The following is a 16,046-nucleotide window of genomic DNA, read 5'->3' as shown; positions in this document are numbered from 1 at the left end:
CCTCGCCGAGCCGAGCCGCCGGGGCTGGCCCCAGCAAACCCCGCGTCCCAGGCGCAGCCACCGGCCCAGGAGTCGCCGCAGCGGCCGGGGGCCGAGCGCTCCGCGACGGCGGCGCGGAACTGGCGGTAGGAGCGCAGCTCGCGGGCGGTCCGCCGATCGTGGGCGCCGGGCGGCGGCAGAAGCCTGGCCGAACCGGTCGCAGCAAGCCGCACGAACCCCCAGCCGCAGCCCCCACCCGCCGGCTGTCGCGTCGATTGACGGGCGGCGTCAAACGACGGAGGCGTTGTCAGTGGCGGGGTGCACGATGGGGGCATGAGCGTGCATATCGACATCACCGGGCTGCGGCCGGAGCGGATCACCTTCGCACCCTCGCCGCTGGGCGAGCTGTGCATGGCGCTGCACGCGATGTCCGAGCCGGGGCACCATCCCGGTCTCCAGGGGTGGGTCACCGGCGTCACCGCCCGGCTCGATCCGCATCTGGCGGACCGGATGTGCGAGGCGGACTTCCTGTGGCGGTCGACGTTCTCCGACCTGTTCCTGCCGTACGCGGGCATCCCGGGCCGGAGCACGCTCCCCGGGGCCACGCTCGCCGAGGAGCTGGACCTGCTGGACAAGTTGACGGACGAGCAGTTCGTGGACGCGGCACTGGAGTTCACCACCTGCGCGATCTCCTACAGCACCGGCGGACCCGGCCCGCTCACCGACACCGGGATCCAGCGGCGCGCCCTGGAGCAGGCGGCCGCGCGAGGTCCGCATCAACTGGCTTTCACCGAGCGGCTGTTGGCCGACCCGCCGCGGACCAGGGCCTGGCTGAGGCAGTTCCTGGAGGACTGCGACGAGGCGTTCTTCGCGGAGACCTGGTCCCGGATGGAGCACCAGCTCGCGGCCGACGCCCGCCACAAGACGGACCTCCTGCGCCGCAAGGGCCTGGCGGAGGCGCTGGCGTCGGTGTCCACCGCGATGACCCTCGACGAGGGCGCCACCCGGATCACGGTCGACAAGCTCGGTGACGGCCGTACGGCGACCCAGGACGGTGGCCTCCTCCTGGTGCCCACCAGCCTGGGCTGGCCGCACCTGACGGTCCTGTACCGGTACGGCTGGCAGCCCGTCGTGCACTACCCCGTGGGAGCGCCCAGGCCCACGGCACCGACCTCCGTGGAGCTGCTGACCCTGCGGATGACCGCCCTGTCCCACCCGGTCCGTATGCGCCTGTGCCGCAGCCTCGCCCGCAGCGCGTTCACCACCGGCGAGCTGACCCAGGTGCACGGCATGACCGCCCCCGAGATATCCCGCCACCTCGGCGTCCTGAAGAAGGCCGGCCTCATCACGACCCGCCGCCGCGGCCGCTATGTCCTGCACCAGTTGGACGTCACGATGGTGGCCCGCCTGGGCAGCGACTTCCTGGAGGGCATCCTCAGATGACCCGCACCGGGCGGCCAGGCGTCTAACCGTGCCCGCCCGCCCGCACCAGCCCCGTCTCGTAGGCCAGGACGACCACCTGCACCCGGTCCCGCAGCCCGACCTTGGTCAGGATGCGGCCGACATGGGTCTTCACCGTCGCCTCGGACAGCACCAGGCGGGCCGCGATCTCGCCGTTGGACAGGCCCTGGGCGACCAGGATCATGACCTCGCGTTCGCGCTCGGTGAGGCGCTCCAGTTCCTTGCGCTGGGGCTCCTTGCCGGTGGCGGGCAGCATCGGGGCGAAGCGGTCCAGGAGCCGGCGGGTCGTGGAGGGCGCCACCACGGCGTCCCCGCTGTGCACCGAGCGGATCGCGGTGAGGAGCTCGCCGGGCGGCACATCCTTGAGCATGAAGCCGGAGGCACCCGCCTTCAGCCCGGAGAAAGCGTATTCGTCGAGGTCGAAGGTGGTCAGGATCAGCACCTTCGGCGGGTTCTCGCCCTGACAGATGCGGCGGGTGGTCTCCACCCCGTCCAGCTTCGGCATCCGGACGTCCATCAGCACCACGTCGACCGCGGTCGCGGACAGCACCTGGAGGGCCTCGACGCCGTCGCCCGCCTCCGCGACGACCTCCATGTCCGGCTGGGCGGCGAGCACCATCCGGAACCCGGTGCGCAGCAGCACCTGGTCGTCGACGAGCATCACGCGGATCGTCATCGGGTCCTCTTCCGTTCCGTCGTTCGGTCTGAAGGTCGTTCAACTGTTCGTTACAGGTGTCAGCGCTCGGCGTACGAAGGGTCAGTGCGCGGGTTTCAGCGGCAGCAGCGCGCTGATGCGGAAGCCGCCGCCCGGGCGCGGGCCCGCGTCCAGGGTGCCCCCGACCATGCCGACCCGTTCCCGCATACCGATCAGACCATGCCCCTGGCCGTCCGCGCCGCCCTCCTCGTACAGCTCGTGCGGGGCGCCCTTGCCGTCGTCCTCGACGAGCAGCCCGAGACCGTCGTCGAAGTAGACCAGGCGCACACTGGCGCCCGTGTTCGGGCCGCCGTGCTTGCGGGTGTTGGTGAGCGCCTCCTGCACGATCCGGTAGGCGGTCAGCTCGACGCCGCTGGGCAGCGGGCGCGGGGTGCCCTCGACCTTGAAGTCGACGGGCAGTCCGGACGTACGGCACTGCTCGACCAGGTCGTCGATCTGCTCCACGTCCGGCTGCGGAACGTACTCCCCGACCTCCTTGTGCTCGCCGGTGCGCAGCACGCCCAGCAGGCGGCGCATCTCGGCGAGGGCCTGGCGGCCGGTGGAGGAGATCGTCTCCAGGGCCTTCTTGGCCTGGTCCGGCGCGGAGTCGAGGACATAGGCGGCGCCGTCGGCCTGGACCACCATCACCGACACGTTGTGCGCGACCACGTCGTGCAGCTCGCGGGCTATCCGGGCGCGCTCGGCGGCGACCGCGACCTTGGCCTGCGCCTCGCGCTCCTTCTCCAGCCGGGCGGCGCGCTCCTCCAACTGCGCGAAGTACGCGCGCCGGGTGCGCATCGAGTCGCCCAGCACCCAGGCCAGCGCGAACGGCACCGTCTGGAAGATCGCCAGCGCGATCAGCCCGAGGGAGTTGGTGTGCTCCTGGGGCCAGCGGATCTGCGCCAAGGTCGCCGCGGACAGACCTGCGGCCAGGGCGACGCGGGAGGCCCAGCGGGCCCCGACCGCGGCGACCGTGTAGACGATCACCAGCATGGCGAAGTCGGCCACCTGGGGCTCGATGTCGAGGACCAGTTGCACGAGGCCCGTCGCACTGGCCAGGACGAGCATCTTCTCCGGCCACCGGCGGCGCAGCGCGATCGCGGCACACATCACGACGGACACCACCGCCGGCCCGACGGCCGACTCGTGGTGGCCCGGCGAGTAGTGGACACCGACGATGCTCACGCCACTCAGCCCCAGCAGGAAGACAGCCCAGAAGGTGTCGACCCATGTCGGGTGTCTGCGGAGGAAGTCATAGAGGCGCTGCACGTAACCCAGCGTAGGGACGCGTGCGGTGTGCGGGGGTCAACCGGAGGATCGATCCGTATACGCCCGACGTACTCCCCAAGGTGGAGGCCCCGTTGTCCTGTGCACTTAGTCTGGCCGCGTGACGGAAGACACCTCGGGCCGCTGGCGCGGCTGGCGGGCGGCGGCCGAGGACGCCCTGTACGGCCCCGAGGGCTTCTATCGCAGGCCCGAGGGGCCCGCCGGGCACTTCCGTACGTCCGTGCACGCGTCGGCGCTCTTCGCCGAGGCCGTGGCGCGACTGCTGTGCCGGGTGGACGAGGCACTGGAGGGGCCGGATGCGCTGGACTTCGTGGACCTCGGCGCGGGCCGCGGCGAGCTGGTGACCGGTGTGCTCGCCGCCCTGCCCGCCGAAGTGGCGGCACGCGTGCGTGCGTGCGGCGTCGAGCTCGCCGACCGCCCCGGGGGACTCGATCCCCGCGTCGAGTGGCGGACCGAGCCGCCGAAGGGCGTCACGGGGCTGCTGTTCGCCAACGAGTGGCTGGACAACGTGCCCGTGGAGGTCGCCGAGGTGGACTCCACCGGCGTACCGCGCCTCGTGCTCGTACGGGAGGACGGGACCGAGCGGCTAGGGGAACCCCTCCCCCGCGCGGAGGCCGAGTGGCTCGCGCGGTGGTGGCCACAGCCGCCCGAGGAGGGGCTGCGCGCCGAGATCGGCCTCCCCAGGGACACCGCCTGGGCGTCCGCCGTCGCCGCCGTCGACCGGGGACTCGCGATCGCCGTCGACTACGCGCACACCCTGGACACCCGCCCCCCGTTCGGCACCCTCACCGGTTTCCGCGAGGGCCGCGAGACGGCACCCGTGCCGGACGGCTCGTGCGACCTCACCGCGCACGTCGCCCTGGACGCCTGCGCACTCCCCGGCGCACGCCTGCTCACCCAACGCGCCGCCCTGCACACCCTGGGCATCACCGGCGCGCGCCCCCCGCTCACGCTGGCCTCCACCGACCCGGCGGAGTACGTACGCGCCCTCGCGAGCGCAGGAGAGGCCGCCGAACTCACCGCACCGGGCGGCCTCGGCGACTTCGGCTGGCTCGTACAACCGGTCGAAATCCAGGACCCGCTCGACCGACCGTGAACAGCCGCTAATCGCCCGCTACTTGTCGATGTCCCCGACCACGAAGAACAACGACCCCAGGATCGCCACCATGTCCGCCACCAGCGTCCCCGGCAGCAGCACCGCGAGCGCCTGGATGTTGTTGTAGGACGCCGAGCGCAGCTTCAGCCGGTACGGGGTCTTCTCGCCCTTGCTGACGAGGTAGTAGCCGTTGATCCCGAGCGGGTTCTCGGTCCACGCGTACGTGTGCCCCTCGGGCGCCTTCAGGACCTTCGGGAGCCGCTGGTTGATCGGGCCGGGCTCCAGCTCGGCGAGCCGGTCGAGGCAGGCGTCCGCGAGGTCAAGCGCGTTGTGGGTCTGCTCCAGGAGCACCTCGAAGCGGGCCAGGCAGTCGCCCTCCTGGCGGGTGACGACCTTCAGGGTGTCCTGGAGTTCGCCGTACGCGAGGTACGGCTCGTCGCGCCGCAGGTCGAAGTCGACGCCCGAGGCGCGCGCGATGGGCCCGCTCACTCCGTAGGCGTGCACGGCCTCGGCCGAGAGGGTGCCCACGTCCCGGGTGCGCCCCCGGAAGATCTCGTTGCCGAGCACCAGGTCGTCGAAGCGGTCCATCCGGGAGCGCACCGAGGCGACGGCTTCACGCGCGCGGGAGGCCCATCCCGCAGGCAAGTCCTCCTTGAGGCCGCCGACGCGGTTGAACATGTAGTGCATGCGCCCGCCGGAGACCTCCTCCATGACGTTCTGGAGGACCTCGCGCTCGCGGAACGCGTAGAACACCGGGGTGATGCCGCCGAGTTCCAGGGGGTAGGACCCCAGGAACATCAGGTGGTTGAGCACCCGGTTCAGCTCGGCGAGCAGGGTGCGCGTCCACACCGCGCGCGTGGGAACCTCCATGCCGAGCATCCGCTCCACGGCGAGGACCACGCCCAGCTCGTTCGAGAACGCCGACAGCCAGTCGTGGCGGTTGGCGAGCATGATGATCTGGCGGTAGTCGCGGGCCTCGAAGAGCTTCTCGGCGCCGCGGTGCATATAGCCGATCACCGGCTCCGCGTGCTGGATGCGCTCGCCGTCGAGGACGAGCCGCAGGCGCAGCACACCGTGTGTGGAGGGGTGCTGGGGGCCGATGTTGAGCACCATGTCGGTGCTCTCCGCGGCGCCGCCGATCCCGACCGTGGTCTCCGTCGTGGGAGTCATGGACACAGTGTCTCGTACGTACGCTTGCCCCATGGAAACGGGGACTGCCGCGCGGGACGACGCGTCGCGCGAGCCGGTGTGGACCGGGCTGCCGACGGGGCTGCTGAAGCTGCGACGGCTGTTGCTGGTGGTGTGGCTGGGGCTGCTGGCGGTGGCCCTGGGTGTGCCGCTGGGACTGTTCGCCGGTGCCGGCTGGGCGGCGTTCGCGCTGCTGCCGCTCGGCCTGATGGCGTGGGGCTGGGTGCTGCTGGGCCGCAACTGGCGCTCCTGGAAGTACGCCGAGCGCGCCGACGACCTGCTGATCAGCAGGGGCGTGCTGTGGCACCACGAGACGATCGTGCCGTACGGGCGGATGCAGCTCGTGGAGGTGACCTCGGGGCCCGTGGAGCGGCACTTCGGGCTGGCGAGCGTGCAGTTGCACACGGCCGCCGCGGCGACCGACGCGACGATCCCGGGGCTGGTCCCGGCCGAGGCCGAACGACTGCGCGACCGGCTCACCGAGCTGGGCGAGGCCCGATCGGCGGGGCTGTGACGACACCGGGCACCGAGAAGGACGTAGCCGCACACGTACCCCTCGTGGAACGGCGGCTGCACCCGGTGACGCCGTTGCGCCGGGCGTGGGCGCCGGTCGCCGTCATCATCGGGTGGGCGGTGCACGACCCCAACCAGGCGCAGGAGCAGCTCACCCGGCTGACCACGGTCACGCTCCTGATCGGGCTCGCCGTGTTCGTGCCGGCCGCCGCCCTGTACGGCTTCCTGACCTGGTGGTTCACCCACTTCGCGGTGACAGACACCGAACTGCGCATCCGGACCGGCCTGTTGTTCCGGCGCACCGCGCACATCCGCCTTGAGCGCATCCAGGCGATCGACGTGACACAGCCCCTCCTCGCGCGCGTGGCGGGCGTCGCCAAGCTGAAGCTGGACGTCGTAGGGACCGACAAGAAGGACGAACTCGCCTTTCTCGGGGAGGACGAGGCGCGGGCGCTGCGGGCCGAACTGCTCGCGCGGGCCGCCGGGTTCGCGCCGGAGACCGCGCACGAGGTCGGCGAGGCGCCCGCGCGGCAGTTGCTGCACGTGCCGGCCGGCGTGCTCGCGGTGTCCCTGGTGCTGACCGGCGCCACCTGGGGATCGCTGGCCGCCGCACTCGTCGTACCGCCGCTCCTCTGGCTGGCCACCCACAGCGTGTGGACGGTCCTGGCGACCGCCCTGCCGCTGCTGGGCGCGGCGGGCGCGAGCAGTGTGGGGCGGTTCGTCGGCGAGTACGACTGGACCGTGGGCGAGTCCCCGGACGGGCTGCGCATCGACCACGGGCTGCTGGACCGCACGCACGAGACGGTGCCGCCGGGGCGGGTGCAGACCGTGCGGATCGTGGAGCCGCTGCTGTGGCGGCGGCGCGGGTGGGTGCGGGTCGAGCTGGACGTGGCCGGGTCGTCCAACTCGGTGCTGGTGCCGGTCGCTCCGCGCGAGATCGCCGAGTCGGTCGTCGCGCGCGTGCTGCCCGGGGTGACGGTGCCCCCGCGCTCGGCGCTGTCCCGGCCGCCGCGCCGGGCGGGCCGGTGCCTGCCGCTGTGGTGGCGGGGCCACGGCCTCGCGGTCACCGACTCGGTGTTCGTGGCCCGGCACGGGCTGCTCCGCCGCAGCGTGGCGCTGGTGCCGCACGCGAAGGTGCAGAGCGTACGGCTGAAGCAGGGGCCCTGGGAGCGGCTCTGGCGGCTTGCCGAGGTGCATGTGGACACCGGGGCCAACAAGACCGTCACAGCCCGGCTGCGGGACGCTCAGGAGGCCGCGGAGCTGCTCCGCGGGCAGGCCGAGCGGTCGCGGACGGGCCGCAGGGACGCGCGGCCCGACCGCTGGATGGCCTGAGGCCCGGTCAGGAAGCCGCGCTGCGCAGGCCGGGGAGGTTGATCTGCTCGGTCTCGTCGTGCGCCGTCAGGTCGATGACCTGGACCGCGCCGACACCGCGCGACCGGTCGTCGGCCGGCTTGAACTCCGCCTCCGCCTCGGCCTTGTGCACCGCGAGGGCCTCCTGGCCCACGACGTCGGCGAGATCCTCGTTCTGCACGGCGTCCATGTCGGCGGACGACGCGCCCTTCTGCATGCCGAAGAAGTCGAACCCGCCCTCGGTCACCGGTCGCCGTACAGGAGCGGCCGGTACGACGGCGACCGCGGTCGGCACGGTGAAGTGCCCCGACGGGTGCGCGGGCTGGGCGGACTTCGCGACCGGAGGGACGGCGGCCGCGTGCTCGTGCCCGTCGACCGCCTCGGGCTTCCCCTCCGCCTCGTCCTCCTGCGCGGCCTCCGACTCGGCGGGGCCGCTGTCGGACGTCACCGGGGCGGGCTCGGCCTGCGCGGAGTCCTCGTCCCTCGGCGCGGGCACCCCGGCCTCACTGTCGTCGAGCCGGACCAGCGCCGCCTTGGCCCGCAGGAACAGCTTGGACCCCTCCGGGGAGAACACCGTGGAGACCGCGGGCTCCTCCTCCTCGACGACCTCGGCCTCGGGCTCTTCTGACTCCTCGGCCTCGACCGGGGCAGCCACAGCCCCGGTGTCGTCCGTGTCGTCGTTCGCGAAATCGTCGTCCTGGAGATCCATGTCCAGGTCCGCGTCCGCCGAGGTCTCGTCGTCGCCCCTGGCCAGAGCGGCGGGCAACGCGCGCGCGGGTTCCGCAGCCTCTATCTCCAGCAGGCGGCGGCCCTCCAGGGCGCTGGCGCGCTCGGTCTCCGCGGTGGCGTACCGGCGCAGCAGCGCCGCGTGTTCGTTGCGCAGGCCCGCCAGCTCCGTGCGCCTGGCGCGCAGCTTCTGCTCCAGCTTGATCCGCAGCTCACGCGACTCGTCGAGGTCGGACTCGAGTTCGGCCAGCCGCTCCTCGTAGCGCCACTCGTCGCTCGTACGCGCGCGTACCAGGTCGGCGACCTGTTTGCCCGCCTGAGTGTCCCAGCGGCGCATGATCGCCGCCCCGACGAGCGCGGTCGCGGCGGCGATCGCCGCGACTATCCGCAGTGCGGCCGCCTGCGAGAAGACCCATGGCCCGAAGGCGCAGACGAGCGACACGCCTGCGATCGCCGAGGGGGGCAACAGCCGGTGCAACGGCGGGGAATGGCGGTGACGTCCACGTGGCATGGCCAGAAACTTACCGCGCGTAGGCGAATGATGGTGCCCCGCCCGGTAAAAACACAGCCACCCCTATTCCCTCACAGCGGTTCAGAGGTCACTCTCACCGTTCAGCGGTCACCGAGCCGTCCGCTCATCCACTCAAGGGCCGCCGGGATCTCCCGCCGCCAGGTGTTGAAGTTGTGACCGCCGCTGTCCAGGATGATCGACGCGATACGGGTGGAGTTCTTGGCCTTCACCAGGTCGATGAATTCCAGGGTGTCCTTGTAGTCGTGTTCACCGACCTTGCTGCTGCTGACGAGCAGTGAGGTGTCGGGCCCGGGCCGGTGTTTGAGGAACCACCGCAGATCGGCCTCGTTGCGCAGCGTCTCGTCGCCCTGGAAGAGGTCGCCCGTGGTGGGGTCGATCGGTGCCTTGTAGTAGGGCGACAGGCCGGCCCCCGCCGCGTACACCCCGGGGTGGTGCATGGCGAGCTTCAGAGCGCAGTAGCCGCCCGTGGAGTCGCCGATGACGCCCCAACTGCCGGGTTTTCTGCCCACCCTGTAGTGGGCCGTTACCGCGTCGGGCAGGTCCTTGGCGAAGAACGACTCGGTCCGCGGCCCGCCCGGGACGTCCACGCACTCCGTGTCGCGCGGCGGTGCCACCGTCGGCCGCAGCATCACCAGGATCATCGGTTGCATGCGGCCGTCCTTGGCCAACTGCAGGGCTGTGCGCGGGTAGTGCAGTTTGTCGACGAGCGCCTGGGCGGTGCCCGGGTACCCGGTGAGCACGACCGTCGCCGGGAACGTGCGGGTGCGGTACCGCGACTGGAAGTACTCGGGCGGGAGATAGACGTACGCGGGGGTGGCGATGTGGGTCGTACGGCCCACTATGTCGACCTGCTGCACCTGGCCCACGGTGCGCGGCCGCGTGGAGCCTCCCGGGGCGTCCACCTTCCGGGTCCCGACCACCTGGAGGGGTCCGCCGGCGCCCTGGAGCGTGGTGTGGTCGACGACGACCCCCTGGTCGGTCTCTCTACCGAACAGGTCGGACCAACTGGCGTAGAACCCGAAGGCCTGGTTGGCGCCGAGGCCCACCGAGGCGAAGAGCACCGACTGCGTTGCCAGCAGCAGTCCCACGCGTCCGCTGACGGCCCGCCAGTTCCGCCGGGCCAGTCGCGGCCACAGCCACACCGTGCCGATGAACAGCAGGGCGGCACACACGAACGCCAGTACCAATACCTTGTTGCTCGTGAGTCCCATGAGCTGTCCCGCCTGCGCTTTCCGCCGAGGGCACACAACTTTCGCGAGCGTTTGCCCCGGGCTTTCCTCTGCCTTTGAACCGGCTTTCCGGTGAGGAAGGAACCTCCTTCCCCTAGACACCGTCCTAGAGGGCGCAATGTCGCCGGATGCCCGAATCGGGCCCGGATCCAAGGTCTCTCGCAGAACTACGGGATGCGATGTCTGTCAGGATAGATGGGGAAATGTCGGGTGGGGTTCCGAGCCGAACAGGCCGGGTCCGGCGCATAGTCCGAGGTCCGCGCCCCGAAATCGTTCCCACGCTCGTCGCCAGGGCCTGTGCCCTGGTCGGCCTGCTGGACATCGCGGCGGGGGTGTTCCCCCGCTTCCGGCACAGCCGTATGCACACCATGGCGGAGGTGCTGCCGGGCGCGCTCGGTCCCTTCGCGGCGGCGCTCTCGCTCAGCGTCGGCGTGCTGTTGCTGCTCCTCGCGCACGGGCTCAGGCGGCGCAAGCGCCGGGCCTGGCGGGCCGCGGTGGCCCTGCTGCCGGCGGGTGCGGTGGCGCAGTTCGCGTACCGGCACTCGCTCATAGGAGTCGTCATCTCGGCCGCGCTGCTCGCGCCGCTGCTGCTGCACCGCGGCGAGTTCCGGGCGCTGCCCGACCCGCGCAGCCGGTGGCGCGCGCTCGCCAACTTCGTGCTCATGGGCGCCGGTTCCCTCGTCCTCGGACTGGTCATCGTCAGCGTCCACTCCAAGCGCATGGTCGGCGACCCGAGCCTGGCCGATCGGATCACCCACGTCCTGTACGGCCTGTTCGGCTTCGAGGGCCCTGTCGACTACGAGGGCAGCACCTCCTGGACGGTCGCGTTCTCACTGGGCGCGCTCGGCCTGCTGACCGCGGTGACGACGATCTACCTCGCGTTCCGTCCCGAGCACCCGGCCGCCCGCCTCACCCCGGAGGACGAGACGCATCTGCGCGCCCTCCTGGAGAAGCACGGCCGCCGTGACTCGCTCGGCCACTTCGCCCTGCGCCGCGACAAGGCCGTCGTCTTCTCGCCCAGCGGCAAGGCGGCGGTGACGTACCGCGTCGTGTCCGGGGTGATGCTCGCCAGCGGTGACCCGATCGGCGACGTGGAGGCCTGGCCGGGCGCCATCGAGCGCTTCATGGACGAGGCGAAGGCCCACTCCTGGACGCCGGCCGTCATGGGCTGCTCCGAGACGGGCGGCGAGGTGTGGACCCGCGAGACCGGTCTCGACGCGCTCGAACTCGGCGACGAGGCGGTGGTCGACGTGGCGGATTTCTCGCTCGCCGGGCGCGCGATGCGCAACGTACGCCAAATGGTGAAGCGCATCGAGCGGGCCGGCTACGAAACCCGGGTACGGCGTGTACGTGACCTCGGCGAGGGCGAGCTGGAGCGGATCCGGCGCGCGGCGGAGGACTGGCGGGGCACCGACACCGAGCGCGGCTTCTCCATGGCGCTCGGCCGGATCGGCGACCCCGAGGACGGCGACTGCTTCATCGCCACCGCCCACAAGACGGACGAGCAGCCGGGCGAGTACGGCGACCTGAAGGCGATCCTGCACTTCGTGCCCTGGGGCACCGACGGCATGTCCCTCGACCTGATGCGCCGCGACCGCGCGGCGGACCCGGGGATGAACGAACTGCTGATCGTCGCCTCCCTCCAGGCGGCGCCGAAACTCGGCATCAGCAGGGTCTCGCTGAACTTCGCGATGTTCCGCTCGGCCCTCGCCCGCGGCGAGAAGATCGGCGCGGGCCCGGTGCTGCGCGCCTGGCGCGGACTGCTGGTCTTCCTGTCGCGCTGGTTCCAGATCGAGTCCCTGTACAAGTTCAACGCGAAGTTCCAGCCCCGCTGGGAACCCCGCTTCGTCGTCTACAGGGCGTCCGGCGACCTCCCCCGCATCGGCTTCGCCGCGATGCAGGCCGAGGGCTTCGTCAACCTGGCCCTTCCGCTGCCGCGCTTCCTCCGGCGCCGTACGGCCACGGCTCCGGCCTGCGCCCACGCGGTGGCGGAGAGGGACGCACGAGCGGCTTGAGCCACGGGGCCGGCCCACGCGAGACCCCCGCCTCCGCGCGGGGGACAACGCCCGGACCGGCCCCGGAGTCCCACCCCGCGCGGCGCGGCGGATTGGCCCGGACCAGCGCCCTTGGCTTCGGCCCGCGGCGCCGCGGCCCCTCCCCCGGGGCCTACGCTGAACGTATGAGCAAGCAGAGCGGACGCGGGCGCGTCGCGGGCCTTCCTGAGTGGGACCGGTGCGCGGTCATGGGGGTCGTGAACGTCACCCCCGACTCCTTCTCCGACGGCGGCCGCTTCTTCGACACCACGGCTGCCGTCAAGCGCGGCCTCGGCCTGGTTGCCGAGGGCGCTGATCTGGTCGACGTCGGCGGTGAGTCCACCCGCCCCGGCGCCACCCGCGTCGACGAGGCCGAGGAACTCAAGCGCGTCATCCCGGTCGTCCGCGGTCTCGCCGCCGAGGGCGTCACCGTCTCCGTCGACACCATGCGCGCCTCCGTCGCCGAGCGGTCCCTCGCCGCCGGCGCCGTCCTCGTCAACGACGTCAGCGGCGGCCTCGCCGACCCGGCGATGATCCCGGTCGTCGCCGCCTCGGGCGCCCCCTTCGTCGTCATGCACTGGCGCGGCTTCCTGGAGGGCGGCAACGTCAGGGGCGTCTACGAGGACGTCGTCACCGAGGTCGTCGACGAACTGCACGCACGCGTGGAGGCCGTTCTCGCCGGCGGCATCGCCCCCGACCGCGTCGTCGTCGACCCGGGCCTCGGCTTCTCCAAGGACGCCGAACACGATCTCGTCCTCCTCGCCCACCTCGACCGTCTGCTCACCCTCGGCCACCCCCTGCTCGTCGCCGCCTCCCGCAAGCGGTTCCTCGGCCGGGTCCTCGCCGGCACCGAGGGAGCGCCCCCGCCCGCGCGCGAGCGCGACGCGGCCACGGCCGCCGTCTCCGCGCTCGCGGCGCACGCGGGCGCATGGGCGGTGCGCGTCCACGAAGTACGTGCCACCGCGGACGCCGTACGCGTCGCCCGAGCCGTCGAAGGGGCGCGCGTCACCGGCGCCCGCCCGGCCTCGCACACCAATTCCGAGGGAGCCCGGTGAGCGCCCCCCACACCGACGTCGAGCAGGTGGAACTCGCCAACACCGCGTTCTACGAGACCCTGGAGCGCGGCGACTTCGACGAACTGTCCGCGCTCTGGCTGACCCCGGCCGACCTGGGCGTCGACGAGGAGTACCACGACCCGGCGGACACCGGCGTGATCTCCTGCGTGCACCCGGGCTGGCCGGTGCTCACCGGACGCGGCGAGGTGCTGCGGTCGTACGCGCTGATCATGGCGAACACCGAGTACATCCAGTTCTTCCTCACCGACGTGCATGTCTCGGTGACCGGCGACACCGCGCTGGTGACCTGCACGGAGAACATCCTCAGCGGCGGCCCGTCCCCCGACGACAGCGATGAGCTGGGCCCGCTGGTGGGCCAGCTCGTGGTCGCCACGAACGTGTTCCGGCGTACGTCCGAGGGCTGGAAGCTCTGGTCGCACCACGCGTCCCCGGTTCTGGCCGAAAACGACGAGGACGACAGCGACGACTCACCCACCTGAGTGGGTAGGCGCACCCCCACAGCACCAAGAAGTGGTTGGAATCACGAACTCGCGGGTAGGGGCGGCTACCGACCCATGAGCCACCGGGTTCCCCGGGGGAAACGCTCGATGAAACCTCCGGGCCCCGACCGTGCCCGCGCCTCCGTGGCCCGGCATTGTCAGTGCCCGCAGGTAGATTCGTTCGAGGCCGGTGTACCGCCCGCACCCGGTACGAACCGGCCACCATCGACGATTGCAGGAGTGATTCGCGTGGATCGTGTCGCGCTGAGCGGCCTGAAGGCCCGCGGCCACCACGGCGTGTTCCCCAGGGAGCGCGCGGAGGGCCAGACCTTCATCGTGGACCTCGTCCTGGGCCTGGACACCCGGCCGGCCGCCGCCGACGACGACCTGACGAAGACCGTGCACTACGGCGTCGTGGCGGAGGAGGTCGTGGCCGTCGTCCAGGGCGAGCCCGTCAACCTCATCGAGACGCTCGCCGAGCGCATCGCGCAGACCTGCCTGAAGCACGAAGGGGTCGAGGAGGTCGAGGTCCGCGTCCACAAGCCGGACGCCCCGATCACCGTCCCCTTCGACGACGTGACCGTCACCATCACCCGGAGCCGAGTATGACCTTCTCGTTCACCGAGGGTCACAGCGACCCGACCGTCCAGCCGGTGCCCGCCTCCGTGGTGCAGCAGGTGGACGCCGCCGACACCACGCTCAGCAACCCCAAGCGCGCCGTGATCTCCCTCGGCTCGAACCTCGGCAACCGCCTGGAGACCCTCCAGGGCGCCATCGACGCCCTGGAGGACACCCCCGGCGTCCGCATCAAGGCCGTGTCACCGGTCTACGAGACGGAGCCGTGGGGCGTCGAGCCCGGCAGCCAGCCGTCGTACTTCAACGCGGTCGTCGTCCTCAAGACCACCCTGCCCCCGTCCTCCCTGCTGGAGCGGGCGCACGCGGTCGAGGAGGCCTTCCACCGGGTCCGCGAGGAGCGCTGGGGCGCGCGCACGATCGACGTCGACATCGTCGCGTACGCCGATGTGGTCTCCGACGACCCGGTGCTGACGCTCCCCCACCCACGCGCCCACGAGCGGGCGTTCGTGCTCGCCCCCTGGCACGACGTGGAGCCCGAGGCGCAGTTGCCCGGCCGCGGCCCGGTGGCCGAGCTCCTGGACGTCATGACGCGTGAGGGTGTCGCGGCGCGCAAGGATCTGGAACTCCGGCTGCCCGAGTAGTCGTTAAGGTCGAGACGACCACTACGCCCGGACCGGGCACGGGGAGCTGAAGGAACACCGTGAGAGAGCTGCGGATCAGGGTGCTGGCCGGCGTGTTCGTCGTCGCCGGGGTGCTGTCCTGGGCGGGGGCGCGCCTGTGGAGCGCGGTGGGGACCCTGCCCAGTGTCCCGCTGGCCGCCCCCATCGTCCTCGCCGTGATCGCCGTGGTCCTGGTGGCCACGGCGCTCTCCCTGCGCGCCCGCCTCAAGGCACAACGCGAGCGCCGTCCGGGCGCCAAGGGGGTCGACCCGCTGATGGCGGCCCGCGCGGTCGTCTTCGGCCAGGCCAGCGCGCTGGTCGCGGCCCTCGTCGCCGGGATGTACGGCGGCACGGGCGCCTATCTGCTGGAATCCCTGGACATCCCGGCCCGCCGCGACCAGGCGATCTACGCCGGCTTCTCGGTCCTGGCGGGCATCGCGGTGATAGCGGCCGCGATCTTCCTGGAGCGCGTGTGCAAGCTCCCGGAGGACGACGACAACAACACGGCGGGGGCGACCCCCGTCACCTGACGGCCTCAGCGCGCCATTATCAGGCTCATCGCCTCGTTACGGGTCGCCGAGTCGCGGAGCTGTCCGCGCACCGCCGACGTGATGGTCTTGGCGCCGGGCTTGCGCACGCCCCGCATCGACATGCACATGTGCTCGCACTCGACGACGACGATGACCCCACGCGGCTCCAGGATCTTCATCAGGGAGTCGGCGATCTGCGTGGTGAGCCGCTCCTGCACCTGCGGCCGCCGGGCGTAGACGTCCACCAGGCGGGCCAGCTTCGACAGGCCCGTGATCTTGCCGTCGGCGGACGGGATGTACCCGACATGGGCGACCCCGACGAACGGCACCAGATGATGTTCACAACTGCTGAGGACCTCGATGTCCTTCACGAGGACCATCTCGTCGTGCCCCAGGTCGAACGTCGTGGTCAGCACGTCCTCGGGCTTCTGCCACAACCCCGCGAATATCTCCTTGTACGCCCGCGCCACCCGCGCCGGTGTCTCCCTCAACCCCTCGCGGTCAGGGTCCTCGCCGACCGCGATCAGCAGCTCGCGCACGGCGTTCTCGGCGCGCTTCTCGTCGAAGACACCGATGGTTCCCTCGCCGTCCAGCGTCACGGGGTCGGTCATGTCGTGCCTCGTTCCTGTGCGGGTCAC

The 16,046-nt window shown here is 71.7% G+C and carries 16 protein-coding genes; 10 read left to right on the top strand and 6 right to left on the bottom strand.

Annotation, left to right across the window (positions count from 1 at the left end):
- The first annotated feature begins 312 nt into the window (after positions 1–312).
- Positions 313–1,422: a DUF5937 family protein gene (locus tag ABZT04_RS04860; RefSeq protein ID WP_356052959.1), complete on the top strand. Its 1,110-nt coding sequence runs from the start codon at positions 313–315 to the stop codon at positions 1,420–1,422.
- A gap of 22 nt (positions 1,423–1,444) precedes the next feature.
- Here ABZT04_RS04860 and ABZT04_RS04855 read toward each other — a convergent pair whose 3' ends face one another.
- Both ABZT04_RS04855 and ABZT04_RS04850 read right to left on the bottom strand, forming a co-directional pair.
- The gene (locus ABZT04_RS04855; RefSeq protein ID WP_356052956.1) at positions 1,445–2,116 is read right to left on the bottom strand and encodes a response regulator transcription factor; all 672 of its coding nucleotides are present in this window, start codon (positions 2,114–2,116) and stop codon (positions 1,445–1,447) included.
- Positions 2,117–2,197: 81 nt separating this feature from the next.
- Entirely contained in the window at positions 2,198–3,403 is a 1,206-nt protein-coding gene (locus ABZT04_RS04850; protein ID WP_356052954.1) for a sensor histidine kinase, read from the bottom strand.
- 118 nt (positions 3,404–3,521) lie between these two features.
- Between ABZT04_RS04850 and ABZT04_RS04845 the strand changes: the two genes are divergently transcribed.
- The gene (locus ABZT04_RS04845; protein WP_356052952.1) at positions 3,522–4,517 is read left to right on the top strand and encodes an SAM-dependent methyltransferase; all 996 of its coding nucleotides are present in this window, start codon (positions 3,522–3,524) and stop codon (positions 4,515–4,517) included.
- An 18-nt stretch (positions 4,518–4,535) separates the two neighbouring features.
- Here the strand turns inward: ABZT04_RS04845 and ABZT04_RS04840 are convergent, their stop codons facing one another.
- Positions 4,536–5,687 (bottom strand): NADH-quinone oxidoreductase subunit D, encoded by a 1,152-nt coding sequence (locus tag ABZT04_RS04840; protein WP_356052950.1) that lies wholly within the window; start codon positions 5,685–5,687, stop codon positions 4,536–4,538.
- Between the two features lie 31 nt (positions 5,688–5,718).
- On the opposite strand from ABZT04_RS04840, the gene ABZT04_RS04835 reads away from it, so the two are divergent.
- Together ABZT04_RS04835 and ABZT04_RS04830 are read left to right on the top strand one after the other, a co-directional pair.
- On the top strand, positions 5,719–6,219 hold the full coding sequence (locus ABZT04_RS04835) for a PH domain-containing protein (protein ID WP_356052948.1): 501 nt from the start codon (positions 5,719–5,721) through the stop codon (positions 6,217–6,219).
- Positions 6,216–7,550, top strand: a complete 1,335-nt coding sequence (locus tag ABZT04_RS04830) for a PH domain-containing protein (RefSeq protein ID WP_356052945.1) — start codon at positions 6,216–6,218, stop codon at positions 7,548–7,550. The genes ABZT04_RS04835 and ABZT04_RS04830 overlap by 4 nt, the downstream gene beginning before the upstream one ends.
- Before the next feature lie 7 nt (positions 7,551–7,557).
- Here the strand turns inward: ABZT04_RS04830 and ABZT04_RS04825 are convergent, their stop codons facing one another.
- Together ABZT04_RS04825 and ABZT04_RS04820 are read right to left on the bottom strand one after the other, a co-directional pair.
- Positions 7,558–8,805 (bottom strand): hypothetical protein, encoded by a 1,248-nt coding sequence (locus tag ABZT04_RS04825; RefSeq protein WP_356052943.1) that lies wholly within the window; start codon positions 8,803–8,805, stop codon positions 7,558–7,560.
- Between the two features lie 101 nt (positions 8,806–8,906).
- Positions 8,907–10,037: an alpha/beta hydrolase-fold protein gene (locus ABZT04_RS04820; protein ID WP_356052941.1), complete on the bottom strand. Its 1,131-nt coding sequence runs from the start codon at positions 10,035–10,037 to the stop codon at positions 8,907–8,909.
- A 221-nt stretch (positions 10,038–10,258) separates the two neighbouring features.
- Between ABZT04_RS04820 and ABZT04_RS04815 the strand changes: the two genes are divergently transcribed.
- From ABZT04_RS04815 to ABZT04_RS04790, 6 genes are all read left to right on the top strand, one after another.
- Positions 10,259–12,070, top strand: coding sequence for a phosphatidylglycerol lysyltransferase domain-containing protein (locus ABZT04_RS04815; RefSeq protein ID WP_356052939.1), 1,812 nt, complete (start codon positions 10,259–10,261; stop codon positions 12,068–12,070).
- A 164-nt stretch (positions 12,071–12,234) separates the two neighbouring features.
- Positions 12,235–13,143, top strand: coding sequence for a dihydropteroate synthase (folP, locus tag ABZT04_RS04810; protein ID WP_356052937.1), 909 nt, complete (start codon positions 12,235–12,237; stop codon positions 13,141–13,143).
- Positions 13,140–13,643 carry a nuclear transport factor 2 family protein gene (locus ABZT04_RS04805; protein WP_356052935.1) on the top strand — a complete coding sequence of 168 codons (504 nt, stop codon included), beginning with the start codon at positions 13,140–13,142 and terminating at the stop codon, positions 13,641–13,643. The genes folP and ABZT04_RS04805 overlap by 4 nt, the downstream gene beginning before the upstream one ends.
- 249 nt (positions 13,644–13,892) lie before the next feature.
- Positions 13,893–14,252 (top strand): dihydroneopterin aldolase, encoded by a 360-nt coding sequence (gene folB / locus ABZT04_RS04800; protein ID WP_356052933.1) that lies wholly within the window; start codon positions 13,893–13,895, stop codon positions 14,250–14,252.
- Positions 14,249–14,860, top strand: a complete 612-nt coding sequence (gene folK, locus ABZT04_RS04795) for a 2-amino-4-hydroxy-6-hydroxymethyldihydropteridine diphosphokinase (protein ID WP_356052930.1) — start codon at positions 14,249–14,251, stop codon at positions 14,858–14,860. The genes folB and folK overlap by 4 nt, the downstream gene beginning before the upstream one ends.
- Before the next feature lie 59 nt (positions 14,861–14,919).
- Positions 14,920–15,408 carry a DUF3180 domain-containing protein gene (locus ABZT04_RS04790; RefSeq protein ID WP_356052927.1) on the top strand — a complete coding sequence of 163 codons (489 nt, stop codon included), beginning with the start codon at positions 14,920–14,922 and terminating at the stop codon, positions 15,406–15,408.
- 5 nt (positions 15,409–15,413) lie between these two features.
- Here the strand turns inward: ABZT04_RS04790 and folE are convergent, their stop codons facing one another.
- A complete protein-coding gene (gene folE, locus ABZT04_RS04785; protein ID WP_356052925.1) occupies positions 15,414–16,019 on the bottom strand; it encodes a GTP cyclohydrolase I FolE in 606 nt (201 codons plus the stop codon).
- Positions 16,020–16,046 lie beyond the last annotated feature (27 nt).

It is taken from the genome of Streptomyces sp. NPDC005492 (assembly GCF_040605995.1).
In the GTDB taxonomy this organism is placed as follows: domain Bacteria; phylum Actinomycetota; class Actinomycetes; order Streptomycetales; family Streptomycetaceae; genus Streptomyces.
Note: the sequence above shows the minus strand (reverse complement) of the source record. Positions and strands in the feature narration are given on the sequence as shown.